This is a genomic window from Mesorhizobium sp. RCAM 06353 (assembly GCF_059683585.1).
The window spans coordinates 4,432,052-4,451,742 of sequence record NZ_CM185031.1; the positions used below are offsets into that span (position 1 = coordinate 4,432,052).

Annotated in this window: 12 protein-coding genes; 5 read left to right on the forward strand and 7 right to left on the reverse strand. The window is 60.6% G+C overall.

Annotation, left to right across the window (positions count from 1 at the left end; genetic code table 11):
• Positions 1 to 2: 2 nt before the first annotated feature.
• Positions 3 to 1,043, forward strand: a complete 1,041-nt coding sequence (gene dinB / locus AC56QX_RS21330) for a DNA polymerase IV (protein ID WP_497117837.1) — start codon at positions 3 to 5, stop codon at positions 1,041 to 1,043.
• A 12-nt stretch (positions 1,044 to 1,055) separates the two neighbouring features.
• Here the strand turns inward: dinB and ligD are convergent, their stop codons facing one another.
• Positions 1,056 to 2,837, reverse strand: coding sequence for a DNA ligase D (gene ligD, locus AC56QX_RS21335; protein WP_497110421.1), 1,782 nt, complete (start codon positions 2,835 to 2,837; stop codon positions 1,056 to 1,058).
• Positions 2,838 to 3,118: 281 nt separating this feature from the next.
• Here ligD and AC56QX_RS21340 point away from each other — a divergent pair, with 281 nt between their 5' ends.
• A complete protein-coding gene (locus AC56QX_RS21340; protein ID WP_497110422.1) occupies positions 3,119 to 3,301 on the forward strand; it encodes a DUF3606 domain-containing protein in 183 nt (60 codons plus the stop codon).
• A gap of 220 nt (positions 3,302 to 3,521) precedes the next feature.
• Here the strand turns inward: AC56QX_RS21340 and AC56QX_RS21345 are convergent, their stop codons facing one another.
• Positions 3,522 to 6,326, reverse strand: coding sequence for a BPTD_3080 family restriction endonuclease (locus AC56QX_RS21345; RefSeq protein WP_497110423.1), 2,805 nt, complete (start codon positions 6,324 to 6,326; stop codon positions 3,522 to 3,524).
• A 5-nt stretch (positions 6,327 to 6,331) separates the two neighbouring features.
• On the reverse strand, positions 6,332 to 9,586 hold the full coding sequence (locus tag AC56QX_RS21350) for a site-specific DNA-methyltransferase (protein ID WP_497110424.1): 3,255 nt from the start codon (positions 9,584 to 9,586) through the stop codon (positions 6,332 to 6,334).
• A gap of 503 nt (positions 9,587 to 10,089) precedes the next feature.
• Here AC56QX_RS21350 and AC56QX_RS21355 point away from each other — a divergent pair.
• From AC56QX_RS21355 to AC56QX_RS21365, 3 genes are read left to right on the forward strand one after another with little or no spacing between them, the layout of a single operon-like run.
• Positions 10,090 to 12,450: an ABC-three component system protein gene (locus AC56QX_RS21355; protein ID WP_497110426.1), complete on the forward strand. Its 2,361-nt coding sequence runs from the start codon at positions 10,090 to 10,092 to the stop codon at positions 12,448 to 12,450.
• Positions 12,447 to 13,094, forward strand: coding sequence for an ABC-three component system middle component 1 (locus tag AC56QX_RS21360; RefSeq protein ID WP_497110427.1), 648 nt, complete (start codon positions 12,447 to 12,449; stop codon positions 13,092 to 13,094). Before AC56QX_RS21355 ends, AC56QX_RS21360 begins: the two co-directional genes overlap by 4 nt.
• Complete coding sequence (locus AC56QX_RS21365) at positions 13,091 to 16,231, forward strand: AAA family ATPase (RefSeq protein WP_497110428.1); 3,141 nt, start codon at positions 13,091 to 13,093, stop codon at positions 16,229 to 16,231. Before AC56QX_RS21360 ends, AC56QX_RS21365 begins: the two co-directional genes overlap by 4 nt.
• A gap of 45 nt (positions 16,232 to 16,276) precedes the next feature.
• On the opposite strand, the gene AC56QX_RS21370 is transcribed toward AC56QX_RS21365, so the two are convergent.
• From AC56QX_RS21370 to map, 4 genes are all read right to left on the reverse strand, one after another.
• Entirely contained in the window at positions 16,277 to 16,537 is a 261-nt protein-coding gene (locus AC56QX_RS21370; RefSeq protein WP_497110429.1) for a hypothetical protein, read from the reverse strand.
• 39 nt (positions 16,538 to 16,576) lie between these two features.
• The gene (locus AC56QX_RS21375; protein WP_497110430.1) at positions 16,577 to 17,818 is read right to left on the reverse strand and encodes a tyrosine-type recombinase/integrase; all 1,242 of its coding nucleotides are present in this window, start codon (positions 17,816 to 17,818) and stop codon (positions 16,577 to 16,579) included.
• A gap of 175 nt (positions 17,819 to 17,993) precedes the next feature.
• The gene (locus AC56QX_RS21380; RefSeq protein WP_497110432.1) at positions 17,994 to 18,653 is read right to left on the reverse strand and encodes a JAB domain-containing protein; all 660 of its coding nucleotides are present in this window, start codon (positions 18,651 to 18,653) and stop codon (positions 17,994 to 17,996) included.
• A gap of 56 nt (positions 18,654 to 18,709) precedes the next feature.
• Positions 18,710 to 19,537, reverse strand: coding sequence for a type I methionyl aminopeptidase (gene map / locus AC56QX_RS21385; protein WP_497110434.1), 828 nt, complete (start codon positions 19,535 to 19,537; stop codon positions 18,710 to 18,712).
• Between the last annotated feature and the right edge of the window lie 154 nt (positions 19,538 to 19,691).

Consider the following 19,691-nt stretch of genomic DNA (forward strand, 5'->3'; position numbering starts at 1 on the left):
ACATGGATGCCTTCTTTGCCTCGGTCGAACAGCGCGACAACCCGGAGCTGCGCGGCAAGCCGGTGGCAGTCGGCGGCTCGGCGGCGCGCGGTGTGGTGGCCGCTGCCAGCTATGAGGCCAGGAAGTTCGGCGTGCGATCAGCCATGCCCTCGATCACCGCGAAACGCAAATGTCCCGAACTGATCTTCGTACACCCACGCTTCGATGCGTACCGGGCCGTCTCCCAGCAGATCCACGCGATCTTTGCCGAGCACACGCCACTGATCGAGCCGCTTTCGCTCGACGAAGCCTATCTCGATGTCACCGACAATCTGCAAGGCATTCCGGTCGCCACGACGATCGCGGAAATGATCCGCGCGAAGATCAAGTCCGAGACCGGTCTGACGGCCTCGGCCGGCGTCAGCTACAACAAATTCCTGGCCAAGCTCGCCTCCGGCCAGAACAAGCCGGATGGGCTGTTCGTCATCACTCCGAAAATGGGGCCGGCTTTTGTCGAGGCATTGCCCGTGCGGAAGTTCCATGGCGTTGGCCCGGCGACTGCCGACAAAATGGCCCGGCTCGGCATCGAAACCGGCGCCGATCTGCGCGCACAGAGCTTGGCGTTCCTGGAGGAGAAGTTCGGGAAGGCAGGCCCCTACTATTACTGGATCGCTCGCGGCATCGACGAACGGCCGGTGCGGCCCGATCGCGAGCGCAAGTCTGTGGGGGCCGAGGACACCTTCGCGAGCGACCTGTTTGATCTCGAAAGTGCTCGCAAGGAGTTGGCGCCATTGGTCGCCAAGGTCTGGCGGTATTGCGAGGAAAGATCGATCCAGGGTCGCACGGTGACATTGAAGGTGAAATTCGCCGACTTCCAGCAGATCACGCGCAGCCGCACGATCGGAGGCGCCATCGAGGGCGAAGCCGACCTAGCGACCGTCAGCGGCACCCTCCTCGATCAGGTATTTCCTGTCAGCAAGGGGATCCGCCTGCTCGGGGTGACACTTTCAAATATAACCGGAACGCGAACCGAGGCCGATCGGCAGATGTCGCTGACGATCTAGGACTGGCTGCACCTATCGGACTGCTTTTCGGATCCGCTCTGTCAGCGTTTGTTCGACATCGAAATAGCCCTCCCAGGCGTCGGACTCCTGAGCCCGGGCGGCGGCAGTGAAAACGTCAAATGCGCTGGCACTCTTGAATGTCGGCAGCTCATCCCAAGTGACGGGTACGGCGCACGACGCACCGGACCGCGCGCGGGTCGACCACGGGCAAATCGCCGTGGCGCCCTGTCCATTGCGCAGATAGTCGATGAACATGCGGCCCTTGCGCCGCGCCTTGCTCATATTCGCGACGAAGCGGGACGGATCCGTGCGGGCCAGCAGTTCGGCGAAGTCCTGGCAGAAGTTCTTGACTGCTTCCCAGTCGGCCTCGGGCACGAGTGGCACGACCACATGCACGCCTTTGCCACCGGACAGCAGCGGCCAGGATCGAAGTCCGAGGGCCTCCAGCACGCCATGGATGTCGAGGGCCGCCTGCTTGACGTCGCCAAAGCCCAGGCCCTCATCGGGGTCGATGTCGAAGATTATTCGGTGCGGCAGGCTCGGCTGCTGGCGCAGGCTTCCCCAGACGTGGAATTCGAGCACGTTCATCTGGACGCCGGCGATCAGCCCTGCCAGGTCATCGATCCAAAGGATGCGGCTTTCCTTACCGGACATTTTCTCCAATTGGCCATTATGGATGGCCTTGGGCATGCCTGGCAGCTTGTGCTTCTGAAAAAATGTCTGCTCGAGGTCACCGTCGGTGTCGCGCACAAGCGAAAGGGGCCGGTCTTGGATGTGTGGCAGCATCTTCTCGGCGACTGCGGCGTAGTACGCGGCGAGCGTCGCCTTTGTCACCTTAGTGCCGGGGTACCTGATCTTGTCAGGATGGGTCAGCGTCACGCCCAACGCACTGGCGATCTCCTTGCCCATCCTGGGATCCAGATTGGCGGCGGTCGCGGGCGCCCTTGGCATTTCCATCACCACCTGATCGGCTCGCTTGTCTTCGCGCATGCCCTCGAAGCTTGGATGTCGCAGGCTGCCGTCCGGTGTTACTTCGGAATACGTGACCTCAGCCACGAGTTCAGGCTTGACCCACCGGGCGCGGCGCGCGATGTCGCGCGGCACGGATGCGAAGGCGGGTTTGTCTAGACGGCGTTTATCCAACTGCGCGAGGATCGTTTTGCGCATGGCCTGAGTAAACCCAGTGCCAACGCGGCCTCGGTAGATCAGCTTGCCGTTCTCATAAGTGCCAAGGATCAGCGATGCCATTCCCTGGCCGCTGTCGCTGGGACGGTAGCCGCCTACCACGAACTCCTGTCGTTTCGTGCACTTGATCTTGAGCCAACTGGCGGTGCGATCGCCGACATAGCGACTGTCCGCGCGCTTGGCGACGATGCCCTCATGGCCACCGGCGCACATGGTATTGAAGACCTTCTTGCCATTGTCGGCGATATGGCTGGAAAACTGCAGACTGTCGTGTGGTTCGCGCTCGCCGAGAAGTTCTGCAAGCCGTTCCTTCCGCTTTAGGAGTGGCTGGTTCGAGAGATCCTCGCCGTTGAGCTCCAGAAGATCGAAGGCGTAAAACTTGAGCGGCATGCCGGCTGCAATACCAGTTTTCAGCATGGAGAAGTTGGTGCGGCCCTGGCTGTCAATGGCGACGATCTCGCCATCGATAAGGGCGGAGCCCTTGGTCAGTGACCGCAGCGGCGGCACGATCACCTTGAACTGGCGGGTCCAGTCGTGGCCATTGCGGGTATAGACCACGACCTCCGAGCCGGAGACCGCGGCCTGCGCGCGGTAGCCGTCGAACTTCATTTCGAACAGCCAATTGGCGCCCACCGGGATGTCGTCTGTCAGCGTACAGAGCTGAAAAGGACGAAACTTGGGTAGCGGGTATCTCGGGGTAGATTCTGAGTCCCTGCGCCGTGTGCGCTTTTTGCCGAGAGCGGCCTCTACGGCCGACATGCGAAACTCGAATACATAGTCGGATTCAATAGACTGCCTGGGATTCGGTTCCAAGCCCGTGGGTCAGAGGATTGAAGCGGAAGAGTCCGGCTGCGTTGTTGGGAGTTGGAACGCAATCCTTGGAGGAAGAAATGGCCATTACTCAAACAACTCGCGGGCGCAGCCAGAACCGCGCAAAGGTCGCGGGTGGGCAGGATCATGAAGTTAAGTATGAGGCGGGCAAGACCGGGGCCAGCAAGGCCGACGTGAAGTCGGCCGTAAAGTCGGTTGGCAACAGCCGCAGGAAGGTCGAGGATAAGCTGGGCAAGCGGTGAACGTCTGTCGCGAAGGCAGATGGTTCGCGTCGCCACCTTCAATGTGAACGGTGTGAATGGTCGGCTGCCCGTACTGCTCGACTGGCTCAGGGCCACCAACTACGACATCGTCACCCCCAGAAGGGGGAATTTACGGCTGGCGAAGTGCGGCAGGTCACTCCTGTAGGGGCAAGCACTCGGCTGGCAGCTGTTCGGCGATGCGGGAGGGTCGCTGCCTGGGCTAAGCAACTGTGACTTCGCCTCCGACAGAATTGGCGTGCTTAGAGATAATGTCCCGCAATTCGCCGGGCTTGAAAGCGACGTCCCAAGTCCATTGGCCGAAGCCACCAGCCCCGTTGACTGCCGCCACCCATTCGCTCAATGCGTCGCGCTTGGCCTTGTTCTGCGGGCTATCCGTTCCCTTGATTTCAAGTGCGAGGGTCTTACCGCTCGACAGTCGCACAAGGAAGTCCGGCACGTATCTGCGACGCGAACCGGCCCACATGTACTGAATCTGGAAGCCTAGATGATCGTTTTTGACATAGGCAACGACATCATTGCGGCTCTCGAAGACATTCGCCGCATGACCTTCCCACGATGAATCGCCGACCAGGTGGCTGACATGCGATTTTATCGCCAAAAAGCAGGGCTTGGTCGTATACCAGGTCCGCATTTGACCGGTGGCGCCTATAGGGTTTTCCTCGTCAAAGACCGGGGTGAGCCGTTCCGTGTTGTGCTCGCTGACGTAGCGCAACACATGTTGAACGACGAGATCGATGTTTAACGCGATGAGAATCCGTCGACGGAGAGGATCGGAATGGAAGAGTGACGGAATATCCAGCAGCTTGGAATTCAGGAAGCTCTCAACGATGCGAACCAGTTGCGCGGCAAGATACTCCTCCGTTCCCGAGAAGCTGTGGCGTAGTTCAGCGAAGCCTTTACGTGCTGCCTGAAATACCAATCTCTGCAGCCGGAAGCCATCCGGAAGGCGTTCGAGATCGATCGCAGTGACCTTGCCCATGTCCGTCGCACCACCCAAGGCTGGCGCCAGTTCGGCGCTGATGGGGGTTGAGGAGGGGTCAAGCACGAGGGCCGGCACCTCGTCCCATGCCATGGCTAACTGAGGCTTCACCACGGTTTCGATCCGTAACACGTTGGGCCACTTTATCTCGAGGTTCGCCCTTTCCGGGATGACTTCGATCTGGGTGGTCGGCCTGGGAGGTGGAGGCGCGTCCCCACTTTCTCCCGTTTCGGAAATGGACAGCGGAACGCCGAAGACGTTCACATACTCTGGCAGGAATAGTCCATTCTCATCGGTATCGTAGGACACCCGGCGCAGCCCGCGGCCGACGACCTGCTCGCAGAGCAACTGCGACGTGAACGCGCGCAAACCCATGATGTGGGTCACGTTCTTGGCGTCCCAGCCCTCGGACAACATCGCTACGGAGATTACGTTCTGCAGGTCCTGGCCCGCAGCCCCGCGCTTACCGACATTATCCACGATCTCGCGCAGCAGCTCTTCCTTCTTCATACCGAGAAGCTGCTGCTTTCGGGTCTCTGGTAAGTCCGCGGCCTCGATGATGCCCTTCAGCCTGTTCTCGTAGTCCTTGTCAGACGTGGCGGCTTCGCCGATTTCCGCTTTCTCAAGCACCTTAGAATCAACGCGCAAGGTCTTGTTCGGGGCATGCAGCTCGGGCCAGTGCGCGTCGCCCTTGTTGAAATAGTGCTCGACCCGCGCGGCCGTCTCGGTGCGGTTGCATACCGTCAGCATCACCGGCGGGGTATGATGCCCGGCATCTCGCCACAGCCTCTGCGTCTCGCGCCAGTCGGCGCCGAGAAGCGTATAGGCGTCCTGCACCAGTTTCGGCAGCGCCTCGTGCGGCGCGGCCTTGGCCCTGTTCAGATCCTCGGACACTGACGGATCGCGGTAGATGTGATAGAGTTTTGACCGCAGCGTCCTGGCGTCTGGCAGGGCATCGTCCCGAACCACGACGCGCGGCGTCTTTACCAGCCCGGCCTCGATCGCATCGTTCAGCCCGAAATCGGAGATGATCCAGTCGAACAGCGCCGTGTCCGTGCTTTTCTTGCCGGTCGGCGCAAACGGGGTGGCGGAAAGGTCAAAGCAGCGCTGGATGCGGCGCGTCTTGTGGATGCGGTCCAGCCCCTCGATCCAGCGCGTCGCCTCGTCAAGGTCGATGCCCTGTTCGGCCGCCAGTTTCTTGCTGATCTTCACCTCGGGCGGTTTGCGATAGGCGTGGTGCGCCTCGTCATTGATGACGATGATATCCTTGTGGGCAGCCATCTTGCCCAGCACACGGCGGGTGAACGCCTCGTCAGACTCCCGGCCCTTTCTCACGACTGAACGCTCCGGCTCCTTAAGCGGCATGAGCGTGTGCCAGTTCTCGATCAGCACCTCGGCTTGGTTCAGCTTCTGCCGCAGAGCTTCCGAAGGGCAGAGGTTGAACTCGTCGTAGTAGCTGCCCTCGCTGGGCAGCAGCACCTGCAGACGTTCCCTCACCGTCAGGCCGGGCGCCACGATGAATACCGCGCGGCTGAAATCCTTGTTGCGCTTCGGATAGGTCAGGGCGTTCAGCACCTGCCAGGTGATGATCATCGCCATCACCGTGGTCTTGCCGGCGCCGGTCGCCATCTTGTTGCAGAGCCGTTCCCACGTCCCGCCATCGCCGGGGATCGCGATGCCCTGCTTGAAGGCCTCCGCGCCCTCGACCCACCAGATCAGCGTTTCGATCGCCTCCAGCTGGCAGAAGTAGAACGGGTGCTGCCGCGCTTCCATGTCGTGCCAGTGTTCCAACAGCTTGCGAGTAACGATGGTCACCCCTGGCCAGCCCGCCTCGTGCCAGTCGTCGACCCGTGTGCGGATGGTGTTGACCAGACCCAGCACCTCGGTCCGCTTGGTGTTGTTGCGGGCGTCGAAGACCTCGTAGCTCGCGGGGCGGCGCTCGGGCGTGATCTCGAGCTTGCCACCCTTGCCCTCGACCCAATGCTGGGCCGGGCAGACGAAAGGCGTGTTGATGATGAGGGACATTGGGTTCAGCCCTCGAGCGGCATGATCTTGAGGGATTCGATCCCGCGGTCATCGACGATCTTCACCGCGATCCGCCGGTTGTCGCCTTCCGCAAAGGGCAGCGACACGGTGCCGTGGAATTGCTCCAGCAGATCCTCGTCCAGTTCGGCGCGGACTGTCGCCTTCAGCCGGTTCCAGCCGCCCTTGGCGTCTGCCATGGGAAAGAAGACCTGATGCGGCATCAGCGACCGCTGGTCGTAATCGGTGTCGAGCGACCACATGGCGATCTGCTTTTTCCCGCCCGATACCAGTTCGCCCGCCTTGGGATCGAAATAGTCGAAGCCGTTGACCTCGACCTCCCACATCCCGTCCTTGCGCTTGCGCAACTCCACATCGGGTTGGCCCATCAGCCAGAAGGACTGGTTCGACGACCGTGCCTTTTTCAGATCCTCGGTCAGAAGGTCGGTGTTCATCTGCGCTTTCAGCAGCGTGACGCCGGGCCAGTTCACCTCGTCGATGTCCTTCGCCGCCTCGGGGTCGAAGGTAAAGGCGCAGAACAGGATGAACTTTGGCGCGGGGCGCAGGCTTTCGGCCTCGGTCAGCGCCAGTTCCACCTGCCGCTGTTCTAGCGCCGCGTGTTCAGGGCCAAAGCTGACGACGACACGCTCGCCAGTCTCGGCCAGCGATCCGCTGGCGTGCAGGTGGCGCAGGCCAGGCAGCGTCTCGAACTCGGCAAAGCGAAGCATCGCGCCGCCCTTGGCGCGGACGCCGGTTTTCAAGAGCTCGTCGCGCCAGAGCGACTGGCGCGAGGTCTCGCCCGTGCGGGCGATGCTGTCGTCGGCCTCTGCTGGCGGCAGGCTGTCGTCGAGCGACAGGACAGTGGGCGCGGGCACGGCCTCGACCGAAAACGGGCCAGTGATGCGCAGGCGGTTCCGGTCAATCCGCGGCTTGTCGTAGAGAGTCTCCTGTTCGGCATGGTCAGCGATGCTCTCGTCCATGCGCCGCTGCATCGCTTGACGGGCGGCTTGGAAGGCGTCGAAGGGCGCGCGAGCGGCGCTGGGCCAGTCGTCGGACCAGTCGAACGGAACCTCCCATTCTTGGAGCGTCTCGCTCGCGGCAAAGTCCACCGGTTTGCCCTTGCGCACGCCTTGCGCAGGTTTCACGGGCCTTGGCGGCGCGGCGGTGAGGGCCGCGTTCAGGCCCTCTAGCGCCGCATCAATCTTCGGGTGATTTTCCTCAAAGATCGTGTCGATGTCGGGATTGTTGGCGATGCTCTTTAGAGTGACATGCGGGACGGTCTCGTAGTCGAAAGCCCCCTTCAGTCCCTCATGCGGATAGCGCAGAGCATAGTACTCGAAACTGGCAGTCATCAGCCGCTGCTTGGCCAATGTAATCGCCACACGCGAGGTGTCGCAGGTGATCCAGCGCCGTCCCCATTTCTCGGCGACAAAAGCGGTTGTGCCCGAGCCGCAGGTTGGATCAAGCACGAGATCACCGGGATCCGTGGTCATGAGCAGGCAGCGCTCGATGACTTTCTGGTTCGTCTGTACGACGTATGTTTTTTCATCTGTAAATGCGCCCGTTTGGGTATCCATCCAAACATTCGAAATCGCCATCACGGGGAAGTCATCCAGGTAGCGCAAATAGGCAATTGACGCGGTCGAAGGCAAAGCTAGGCGTCCTGCTTTGCCCAGACGCTGCACGCCCACTGGATGATGGCACTTCCAATGAGAGTTCTTTGTCCAAGGATCGAACTCCGCGCCCTGAAAAGCGAACTCCTGAGGATCAGAGGCACGCCCCTGGGAGAAAAGGTTGTCATGCCGATAAATCATTGAATCGGCAGGGGTGAAGCTTGGATCGGACCGTTCTTGAGTAGTGAGCACGCGTCGGCGGCCATCGACCTCCAATAGTCGCGTAAAGCGACCACCGCGATCATCCGCAAGTGACTTTTCAAGGTAGAGCTGCCGGTATTTTAACTTTGGCAGATCTCTTGCATACCAGATGATGAAGTCTGCCGATCGAGAAAGATTACTGCTCGTAAATGCGCTGGTTGTCTTAAAGGGTATCTCCGCGACGAAGTTTTCCTCGCCCATTACCTCTGCAATAACTGATCGCACGCGATGAATATTCTCATCCGAAATCTGCACGAACACTGATCCGCTCTCATGCAACAAGTCCTTAGCGAGCACCAACCGGTCGCGCAGATAGGTAAGGTATGAATGAATGCCTAACTCCCAGGTGTCGCGGAACGCCTTGATCATCTCGGGCTCCTGGGTCAGGTCCGCGTCTGACCGGTCCTTCACGTCACGCTTGTTGGTGAAAGGCTGAAAGTTCGACCCGTATTTGATCCCGTAGGGCGGATCGATGTAGATCATCTGGACCTTCCTCGCCATGCTCTCCTTGGTGAGCAGAGAATTCATGACCAGGAGGCTATCGCCCGCCACCAAGCGGTTCGACCATCCCTTTTCATGGCTGTAGAAATCGAGGGCCTGCCGCAGCGGTAGGTTTTCGAACGGGGCGGCGAATAGGTCGGGCTGTCGCCACTGTGCTCCCGCATCCTTGCCTTTCAGCCGCCGAGCCGCATTGGCCAGGATTGTTGCCGGGTCCACGCGCTCATGAACGTGGAGCGAGACGGTATCGACCTCGAACGACGTCCGCTCCGCCTTGCCCGACCAGTTGAGGTAAGGCTGCTGGAGTCGTTTGAGCTCGGTTAGAGCGCCTTTCATCCGCTGGAGGTCGTCACTGGCCAACGCGTCGTCGATTAATTTCTCGATCCCTGCCCGGGCGCTGTCGAAGTTCAACACGGGATCCAGATGCGGGTCATAGGCCCATCCGGTCTTGTCCCCGTCAGGATCGGTCCCGGCATGGACCATTCCGACTTCGGGGTTGTTGACCCGCCTCTCACCATGTCGATAGCTGAGCACCTGGAGCGGTTCACCTGACCGGCGAGCGCTCTTTTTGGTAGATTTCGTCCTTTGAGTTGATGTGGTTTCTTCGGTGGGTATCAGTTCGAACCCGTCATCTTCATCCAATCCTTCCGTGTCGTCGCTGCCCTCATCATCGTCAATCGCCTGCTCAACCATCCGGAATATCGATCCGCCTCGACCACGTCCTCGTCCGAGGACACCTTCGCCCAGTAGGACGTCGCGAGCGCTGATATAGTCATCCTCAGACAAGCTTGGGGCATGCTCGCGCAGCAGTGCCAACATTGCGCCGTTTCCTATGGAAGACCCGTCTTCAGGTATCAGCGTCAGAATCAGGTCGGCTAGGCTGTCGGACATGTGCCCCCCTAAGCATTGGCGGAAATAGCTTGTTTTTCATGACCCTATCGCGCGAGTTTTGTGTTTGCACGCTCGAATATCCTGTCATACTCAGCTGTATTGAACCAAGCTCGACAGACCATGCCGTACGATCGGACTAGCGGCTAGTTTTCACTTTCGCGACGACTCACCGTGGCAAGCTATCGACCGTCAATTCCATGCGCACGGCGCCGTGCCGATGGGGCAACCAAAGCCAAAATTCCCGCTGTTGGCCGAAGGCTACAAAGCAACACCGCGAGGGCGAGGTGCGAGCCTTGCTGACGGAAAAACTTCCTTGGCGCGCGTTCGCAATGCCGGGTAAGTAAACAGGGGAGGGGGCATCAACTAGATTGTGGTCGTATGAACTGCATGGCGATGGCCGTGCGGTTGGACAATCTATCAACAAGAAGTCTGAGCTCCCGATAACGATTGTTAGCCGTGTCTTGTGCGGCCCACGGAAGTCCACATTAATGGCGACGACAACAATGGATTACGCCGACCTGATCAACGCCTCCCGGGCGCCGTCTGCAAAGACCGTCTATTTCGTTGGCCCCTTCCACCCTCGCATCACCTTCTATTCGCAACAGGTTCGCGCCCTGCGGCTCGCACATGCGATGCACGGGCTGGATCTTGTCAACGCTGGCCATCAGATCGCGGTCGTGGGCGCGGGCGCCGCTGGTTCGACCCTCGCGGCTGCACTTGGCCTGCTCGACAAGCAGGTGACGCTATACGATCCCGCCACGCAGATTCTGCAGTTACAGAGTGCGTCGTCGCGCCTGCTTCATCCGCACATATATGAGTGGCCGAATCGCGGGTCGCTCGACGATCGTGCCGGCCTGCCGGTGATGGATTGGTCGGCAGGGACGGGCGGTGTCGTGTGTAACGCACTGCGCGGCGAGTTCTCCAAGATTGACGTGTCGCTGCCCAACCTGACGTTCCGGCCAGGCCACAAGCTCGTCGATATTGCCCCATCAGGTGCGGCCTGGCAGCTTACCTTTGACACAGCGAGCGGCCCTCAAAACCGCATCTTTCAGCATGTCGTTCTCGCCATGGGCTTCGGAGACGAGCGGCCGTCTGGGGACGTGGTGCCTGAAGATTATTGGCGGCCGGGTGCGATCGGCACGTCGGCAACTGAACCGGTTTCAGGCGCCAGCTATGTCGTCAGCGGCAATGGCGACGGCGCGCTGACGGAAACACTGGGACTGCTGGTCGATGGGTTCGAACATGTCAGCTTTACGCGCGGTTTCCTTGGGTTCTTCCCAGGCGACGAACTTCGCATCGCGGCGGACGTGATTTTCAGCGGGGCGGCGTTCGAACAAGATATCGAGGCGAGCCTGCGCACCAATCTTCTACCTATCTTGGAGATGCACGGCGTGCTGGACCGGCTGCGTCCCATGCTCCGCAAGGATCGGGTTGTCACAATCAATTCGAGTGGTCCCCTCTTTGCTGCCGGCAGGGCGTCGCAGCTAAACCACTGCATGGTCTTCGCGCTGCTCGAGGCAGCTGCGGTTGAAGGCGTCACAGTTCAACGTACGAGGGGATTTGTTAAAGGTACGACGAAGACAACGGCTGGTACCGCGCTGGCCGGCATCAGCCTCGGCACCACTCCCTATCCGGGTTCATTCAATCACGTCGTGCTGCGTCATGGACCCGACCTGGATAAGCGGTACGCGCCCGCCGCCACGCTTATGGCCGCCTATAAGGCGCACCTGACCCCACTGCTGGTCGCCACGCCCGGTTTGGCGGTCCCGCCTGTGCTGGAAGAAGTGACCTTTGAACTCTTCGAAGAACTGCGAATCAAGAAGATCGCGGATTACGCATCCAAGCAGCAGCAGCTTGTTCAGGCCGATGAGGCAAAGCGAATTGTAGAAATCCTCGTTGACCCCGCTGCGCATGTTCTGATCGAGCGCGGCAGCCAAAAACTGGCGGAAGTAGCGCTCGCTTGCGAAGAACTCCCTAAACGCGTCACGATTGATATCCATGTGTTGCCGAGTCAGTTGCCGGAGGCGAGAGATCTCGTCCGGCTTGTCAAGAGTAGTGCCGGCAAGATTGATCTCCGGGCGTACCCGGCCGTGTCAGCCGAGTGGACGAAGCTACTGCCCGGAATCGGCACAGCACCTGCTCCCACATCCGTGCGAGCGGCCCGGGACTATGACGGCGCTCAGATAGTGCCGAGTGTCGATGCTTGCCTTATGCGCGCGCTGGACGGACGTGTGCAACAGGCTATCGCGCAGGGGCAAAGCCCTCCATTGGGCAAACTGTCGGCTCCACTAGTTGCTGAAGTCGGCAAGGCCTGGAACGCTTGGCAGCCAATATTGGATGCCAACCACGCGCTACGCTTTGATTTTCTTCGCTGGCTTGCGCAAGTCGACCAGCAGGAAATCAGCCCATGGGACGGTGACCATGGTAGTGTTCAGCGCATGGCGAACGCGATCATCATGATCATGGCGGCGCATTGTCAGCAACCGTTTGCTCCGATATCGATCGAGCGCGGCAATCTTAGCTTTGCCACCGATGCCGTTGCCCTGGGCACGGGATGCGAGGTGATCGGTGCTGATCCGATCTCGATCCGGACTGAACCTGATGATTGGGGTGTCGATGCGCTGATTCTTTCGGCCAGCGGCGAGGTTGATGTCCGAAACCCTGCCGGTCGTGTTCTCGATGGGGGCACGATTGGAACAACCATGAGGGCCGCGCGACGCGTCAGCCCGGCAATAATCCAAAATACGGGCTACTGGCGAACGCGTTTAGCTGGTGACCTCGCCAACTGGAAAGAGGCTGTGGCTGAAGAGTTCGCGGCCCTGCGGCAGCGTCAGGACGAGCAGATAAACGGAGTGTCAAAATGACGGCGGAAGAGCTCAAAGACCGACTGCTGGCATCCGCTACGGCTCTAGAATGGACCACGGCGGTCGTACCAGAATTCACGCGTCCTCAGTTCCGTGGCCGGTCGGACGAAACCACGGTTCCGCTTCCTGCGGGGGCCCATGGTCTAAGACTTGGTGACTACCCGACAATTGTCGCGCCGGTGGTGCTTGGCAGCGTGGAGGAGATGCAAGCGTCGCTCCGCAGGCTGCACAGCCAGATGGTCATCGCGCGCTCCTACATGCGCGCCGAGGAAGTTATCAACGCCCACCTGATCCTTTGCGCCACCAATCCCTCCCCCGAAGGGGATTGGCGGAACGTCGTTGATCTTGCCGAACGGGACGAGACGGTCTGTCGTAAGATCATATGGATTCCGGACAAGGGTGCGCTGGACGCCTCATATAAGGAGTTCGTGACCCGCACGTTCCTTGCAGCACCGTGGCGCGAGGCCGACGAGAGCCTCAACGCGCCACTGGACAACAACCAAGGATTGGCTCAGCGAACCCTGGTCGCCCGCGGGCTAACGAACGAAGTCGCCGAGCAGTGGGTCAGCGCTGTGAGGCGAGTGAAGGATGACCCCGACGCTCTGGTTGTCGAGTTGGTCTCTGCAAGAGAGGCAGCACAATGAGCCAGGTCTATCTCACCGGTATCGAGCTTGTGCAGTTCCGCAGCTTCGCAAATCTTAAGGTGAAACTGGCGGCGCAGCCGAGTGTGCTAATCGTCCACGGTAGCAATGGCCTGGGCAAATCGTCGCTGTTCGATGCGCTCGAGTGGACGCTCACCGACAATATCGATCACTTCCGCCCAGCCAACGGCTACGACAAGGTGGGCAAATACCTCTGTCGCTGGCGCGATGAACCCGGCTCGACATCGGTCGCGATGAGCTTTTCGGACGGCAAGGTGATTCAACGTCAGCTTGCCTCGCCCCAGGCGGTTAGCTCCACGTTGGCCGGAGTGGATAACGTCGCGCAGTATCTAAGGACCAATGAGTGGAAACCCTCGATCAGTGCTCTCAACCGCTATCTGCTGCTTACTCACTTCCTCGGGCAGTCGACGCTTTCTCGGCTGACGCATCGATCGTCTGACGAGCGCTTCGAGATCCTCAAGGAGGCAGCGCAGAGTGCCGAACTTGAGGCGATCGGGATCGCAATGCACGGAAAGGGCAGCAATGCCGGTGCACGCGCGTTCACGAAACGGATCGGCGATCTCGAGCGAGATAGCAATGACCTGCGAAGCCTCCTCTCCCAGGAAGCCGAGCTCTGGCAGGGTGCTCAGGCTTCGGGATCGATCGACGACGGTGCCGCGCGTGACCTTGTTCGACAGATCGCGAGTGCGCTGAGTCGCGTGCCGTCGGTGGTTGGAAGCACCGTGCCGACGTCCATAAGCGTTGACCGCATCGAAGGTGATGCATTGCAGACATCAATCGATACCGCAGCCGCGGCGGTCAGAAACCGTCGTCTCGGGATCGCGCAATCGCGGCTCGTATTGGAAGATCAGCGCCGGAACGCGCTCGAAGTAGCGCAGAAGAAAGCGGCGTTGGTGGAGGCGGAGCGCGAACTTGCGACGGCAGCTGCGGCGGCCACGCAAGCCACTACTGATGCTGCTGCCAAGCGCGGCGAAGCTGCGACGAAACTGCAAGCTCTCACATCCGCGCGAAATGCGCATGGGCAGCTCGTCCAGCTACGCGAGGCGACGGTGCGGCTTGCGCAGGTGCGAGATGAGCATCGGCAGGTTGCTACTTCGCTGACCGAGGCGGAGCGGTCGCTCAAAGGCGCCGAAAGCGAAGTCGAACGAGTAGAGCGCCGGCGCCAGATCATTGCGCGTCTTGAGAGCGAAATCAGTTCAACCGACAGCCTAATCACCTCATCGCGAGAAGAGGTCGACCGGTGTGCCCAGTGGATCGCACGGTCAAGCAACATAAACGTTCAGCGGCGGACGCTGGCGTCGATGGAGCTGGAGAACCCGTCCATCGATCAGGCGGTCGACGCTGCGGCGGCCGCTTTGGACGAAGCACGCCGGGTAGCAGATGTACAGGGATCGCTGCTTGCCGAAATGCAGAAATCCGTTGGTGCGCTGACCGCAGCCGTTTCCACGATTGCAACACACCTGCCGGTTGATGCGTGTGACTGTCCGGTTTGCGCGACCCGCTTTGACAATGCAGACCTGCTGCACGAGCGCGTCGCGCTCGCGGCCGCGCGCCTGGCGCCACTGCTCGTCAACCAAGAGGAAGCCTCACGTCGCGCACAGACCGAACTGACCGCAGCCACCGATCGGCTGAGAATATCCCAAGGACTTCAATCGCAAATTCGGCTGGCTCGCGAGCAAGTCACTTCCGAACAGTCCCAGAATGACCAGCTGCTCGAAAGGATCGCCTGGGTAGGTCCCGCAGATTTGAGTAGCCTTGAGGACTATCGCCTCGAGCTCGTATCGAAAATCCAGGCGCTCCAGGCAAGACGCGACCGTCGCGGGCGTTGGATTCCTCGCTTGGCACCAGACGACATTTCCTCCGTGCTGGGTGACGCGATCAGAAGGCGCGACGATGCGCTACGCCGACGGGAAGCGCTAGCTCGCCGTCTGTCCGATGTCACCGCGGCCGAACAGACTTCCGCTACAGAAGTCTCTACTCGTACGACAGTCATCTTTCCGGGCGAGCCAACACCGCTCGTGGCGGGCCGGCTAGAAGCCGCCATCGATACAGTCGCCGACGTGCTACGGCAGGCTCAGGAAGCTTCCGACGCAGCACACGACGTAGCCGCTGAGTTCGATGCGCGTGCAGCGTCGTTGCAGCAGGCGGTTGCGAGCGCAACAGCGCAGGTTGGCGAGCTAGCAAAGCAGCTTGCGCAAGCCGTTTCCGACGCGCAGCGCATTCAATCGCAATGGCCTCAGCTCGGATGGCCGGAGAAAGGTCCGACGGTGTCGGATCTGGAAGGTGCAGATCAGGATCTGGCCGCTTCCGAGAGCTCCGTCGAGGAAGCGACGTTGATCCATCGCCGACTTCGTGAAGGTCGTGAGGCATGGGCACGTCAACAGGCCCACCGAGGCACCTTCGAACGCCTACGCCTGGCGGTCGACTTGGCGCCCAACAGCGAGCGCGATCAGATACGCAACGTGGGTGAGAAGAATTTGGCCGAGAAGCAGCGGCAGTTGGAGGCGACGAAGCAAGCCAAGGGAATCGCGAGTCTCGCAAGCGCCGACATTGCTCGCGAAGTCGAAGAGTTCAACGCTGAATACATTCAGCCCCTCGACGCGTTGATGAAACAGATCAATAGGGCAATCCTTTGTGACCCTCGGGTTGGCATCGACCTTCATGTCAGGCGCAAAAAAATTGAGCAGAGCGCATCGAGCAATGGCGAACTGCCGACCGCCATTGGCCAGATTGACCCGCTGCTCGTGCACAGTGAAGGGCAGATGGCGGCTTTGGCGGTAAGCATGCTGTGCGCGGCAAGTCTCACCTATCCATGGGCACGCTGGCGCGCATTGGTGCTAGACGATCCACTTCAGCACAATGACGCCATCCACGCGGCCGCCTTCGCTGACTTCATTGCCAACTTAGTGCAGCAAAAGGACTATCAGGTCTTGCTTTCAACTCATGACCTGGGTCAGGCAGAATTCCTGCAGCGCAAGTTTGATGCGCGTCGTATTCCTTGTGCCACCTTGAGCTTGCTGGGGCGGGGCAAGGAAGGCGTCGAGTGGGTGTTCAAGGATTCGCGGCTGGGAGGACATGACGTGCTCGCGTCTGCGCGACCTCCCGCCGCCAGTGCGTGAAGCGCTGTCGTTTAGATGAGGTGCCGGTGGGACGTGGCGGGTCCATCAGTGGGCAACCAGAACGACTGGATTGTGATCGCTCACCTGCTTGAGGGAGTCGGCGTTGAGGTTGAGGTACGTCACGGACGCGTTTGCAAGCCCGGTGCCGACGACGACGAAATGGTCAATCGCCTCCCGTACGCCATTGAACGCATACGATCCGGTGTAAGCGCGAGGCTCGTCTTCGTCGATCAGCCTGGCATCGAACTGCCTACGGCGCCTGATGTCGCGCCGGCGTTCGAGCCACCGGAAAAACACACTGACCATCCTACCCCCCAGCCCTGTCGTCGGCGAGAGCATACTGGGTTAGGCGGCCTCCTTGAACGCCTTCCGTGCAAGAACCGTTCTGAGATAGGCGTCCCACTTTTTCATCGCTGTGCGCTTCTGAGGCATGTAGTTCCAGCGGTCGTAGCTCTTCGAACTGACATCCTGTAGCGCATGGTTCTGGAGGCGATCTCGGATTTCCTTGGAGATGCCGGCCTTGCCCCCGAGGGTCTTGAATGTCCTGCGCAGGTCGCGATTGGTTGCGTAGGGTATGACCCCGCGGTCCCGTTGCCGCCAGACGAAACTATAGAGCGAGCCGTGGCTGACCGGCCTTGATGGATCTTTCGCCGATGGGAAATACCAGCCGTGTTCGTTCGGGGTGATGGACTCGATGAGCTCCGCTGCCAGTGACGGCACGGGCACGGCGTGAGGTTGTTCGTTCTTTGTCTTCGACCAGTCGATTATCTTTTCGACCGCATCCCATTGATCCACATGCAAGCGTGCAATCTCCTCCACGCGCTGGCCGGTGAGCATGATGAGCTGAATGGCGCGCGGATAAGAGGGATGTACCGGGACATCCGGGCAGACAAGCCACCAATAGAGGCGCGCGAACTCGCTCTCGTCCAGCCAACGTGTCCCCCGCACCTTCGGCTCCGTCGGGATTGCCGATGCGGGATTGAACGGAATGTGGAACCGGCGTGGCGATGTGTTCCGATAGTCGTGTTCTGACTTCATGCCCCAGCTATAGGCAGCGTGGACATAGCTTCGGACGTGATCGGCCATGGCGTGAGCGCCGCGCTCGTAGATTGGCCGGATGACCTCGACGATTTCCTCTGGATCGATTTCGCGGGCCAGGCGATGTCGGCCGAGCGTGTTGGCGATCTTGTTGAGGCCCTTTTCTGTCTCCTTCCAGGAGGGCTTACCTGCGGCCTTGAGGGCGGCGACATAACCTGCGAACAGATCTGCGACGGTTCCAGGTCGCATATCAGTCGCAATCTTGATGCTGCGGCCCTTCTGGATCACCTTGGCGAAATCGCGGTCGAATATCTCGCGCGCAGTGGCGAGAGACATCGATGGGTAGGAGCCGATCTTCCTTTTGACGCGCTTCTTGTCGCGCCACTGTTGCGCCATCCAGTCGGCCGTCACGCGGGTTGGCATCGGCTTCAGGGTCAAGACGAGCCGGCCGGTGCCGTGTCCGTCGCCATCGACAAGTGTTTCTTGTTTGCCGGTTTGTTCAATGCGTTTGATTGCGGCGCGTATTTCTCCATCGGAGATGATCGACATTCTTGCTCTCCCTTTGGGTTGAGAGTGGGCTCTGCCGACGGATGGTAAGTGGGGTTCGTTCCCACCGAAAAAGTAGTGTCGGCAACTGGGGTCGGTAGGGGTTTTGATCCCCCGAAAACCACCCCGAATCTGCCACACTAACCGGGATTACGGCAAGTCAAAAAATGCAGATGAATCAGCGTGATAGAGCGTGAGCCTGCGGGATCGAAATAGGCATTTTGGGGTGGTTGTGGACCAGAATGATCGCGGTGGCTGACAGTTCCAGTGCCCGCTTGACCACTTCCCTGGGATAGACGGGCGTGTGGTCGACAGTGCCGGTCTGCTGCACTTCGTCGGCAATCAGCGCGTTCTTCTTGTCGAGGAACAGGATGCGGAACTGCTCGCGCGCCTCGAAGGCCATGGCCGAGCGGCAATAGGCGAGAAGCTGCGTCCAGGACGAAAGGACCTCGCGGCCATGGACCTCGCCATGCGCCATGCGCTGGGCTGTCGCCGCGACAACCTTCAGGTCGAACGCCACCGCCGGGCCGATGCCCTTGACCTCCTGCAGCAGGTTGACGGGCGCGCCGAGCACTTCGGCCAGCGTGCCGAAGCGTGCCAGCAGCGCCTTGGCTGCCGGTTTCGTGTCGGCGCGCGGGATCAGCCGGAAGAGCAAGAGCTCGAGGAGTTCATAGTCGGGCAGGGCGTCTGGACCCGCCGAGGCAAAGCGCTCGCGCAAGCGGTCGCGATGGCCGAGATAACCAGGTTTTTCGGCTGGAGCCGCCCTGGCCTTCGCCGCTGGCCGGATCGGCACCTCGGAGAAGAAACTCCGCTCGTCGTCGTCGTTGGCTTTCCCCATCTGCCCCCGCATCCGGCCAATCAGTCGGGCAAAGCCCTCGCCCGGTGTATCAAATACTAGGCCGGCAGACCGGGACGGTCGAGGTTGTTGGGCGAGAGCGTGAAAATCTCGCAGCCGGTGTCGGTCACGCCGATCGTATGCTCGTACTGCGCCGACAGCGAACGGTCGCGCGTCACTGCCGTCCAGCCATCCGACAGCACTTTCACATGCGGGCGGCCGAGGTTGATCATCGGCTCGATGGTGAAGATCATGCCGGGCCGCATCTCGACGCCCTCATTGGCGCTGCCATAGTGCAGGATATTCGGAGCGTCGTGGAAGAGCTGGCCGACGCCATGGCCGCAGAAATCACGCACCACCGAGCAGCGCTCCGCCTCCGCAAAAGTCTGGATGGCGGCGCCGATGGCGCCGGTGCGGGCACCGGGCCTGACCGCGGCAATGCCGCGCATCAGGCATTCATGGGTGACCTCGAGCAGGCGTTCCGCCGCGCGCTTGATCGTGCCGACCGGATACATGCGCGAGGAATCGCCGTGCCAGCCATCGAGGATGTAGGTGACGTCGATGTTGACGATGTCGCCATCCTTCAGCGGCTTGTTGTCGGGGATGCCATGGCAGACGACGTGGTTGATCGAGGTGCAGGACGATTTCGTGTAGCCGCGATAGTTGAGCGTTGCCGGCAGTGCGCCGTGATCCATGCCGAACTCGAAGACGAAACGATCGACGGTGTCCGTGGTGACGCCGGGCGCGACCATCGGCACCAGCGCGTCCAGGCAACGCGCGGTGAGGTCGCATGCCTTGCGCATGCCGGCAAAACCGTCCTCGCCATAGAGGCGGATCTGGCCGGTGTTTCTGAGGGGGGCCGTCGCGGCGTCGAGATAGGTGACCATTTTGTCCGTATAGAAGGGTGGGCTGCAGGAGTGCTGGCGTGAAAATCCCACCAGATTTGGCACTTGAGGGCAAAAGGTTCAAGGAAGAACTGCCTGATGCAACCCAAGCCGTCGCGATATTCGTCGCGTCGGGGCGATCTCTCGTCGGTTTTTA

Excerpts from the sequence above, each read along its gene's own strand:
- AC56QX_RS21345 (WP_497110423.1), bottom strand. The coding sequence starts at position 6,326 with ATGTCCCTCATCATCAACACGCCTTTCGTCTGCCCGGCCCAGCATTGG.
- AC56QX_RS21370 (WP_497110429.1), bottom strand. The coding sequence starts at position 16,537 with ATGGTCAGTGTGTTTTTCCGGTGGCTCGAACGCCGGCGCGACATCAGG.
- map (WP_497110434.1), bottom strand. The coding sequence starts at position 19,537 with ATGGTCACCTATCTCGACGCCGCGACGGCCCCCCTCAGAAACACCGGC.
- AC56QX_RS21350 (WP_497110424.1), bottom strand. The coding sequence starts at position 9,586 with ATGTCCGACAGCCTAGCCGACCTGATTCTGACGCTGATACCTGAAGAC.
- dinB (WP_497117837.1), top strand. The coding sequence starts at position 3 with ATGGATGCCTTCTTTGCCTCGGTCGAACAGCGCGACAACCCGGAGCTG.
- AC56QX_RS21380 (WP_497110432.1), bottom strand. The coding sequence starts at position 18,653 with ATGGGGAAAGCCAACGACGACGACGAGCGGAGTTTCTTCTCCGAGGTG.
- ligD (WP_497110421.1), bottom strand. The coding sequence starts at position 2,837 with ATGAAGTTCGACGGCTACCGCGCGCAGGCCGCGGTCTCCGGCTCGGAG.
- AC56QX_RS21365 (WP_497110428.1), top strand. The coding sequence starts at position 13,091 with ATGAGCCAGGTCTATCTCACCGGTATCGAGCTTGTGCAGTTCCGCAGC.
- AC56QX_RS21375 (WP_497110430.1), bottom strand. The coding sequence starts at position 17,818 with ATGTCGATCATCTCCGATGGAGAAATACGCGCCGCAATCAAACGCATT.
- AC56QX_RS21340 (WP_497110422.1), top strand. The coding sequence starts at position 3,119 with ATGGCCATTACTCAAACAACTCGCGGGCGCAGCCAGAACCGCGCAAAG.
- AC56QX_RS21355 (WP_497110426.1), top strand. The coding sequence starts at position 10,090 with ATGGATTACGCCGACCTGATCAACGCCTCCCGGGCGCCGTCTGCAAAG.
- AC56QX_RS21360 (WP_497110427.1), top strand. The coding sequence starts at position 12,447 with ATGACGGCGGAAGAGCTCAAAGACCGACTGCTGGCATCCGCTACGGCT.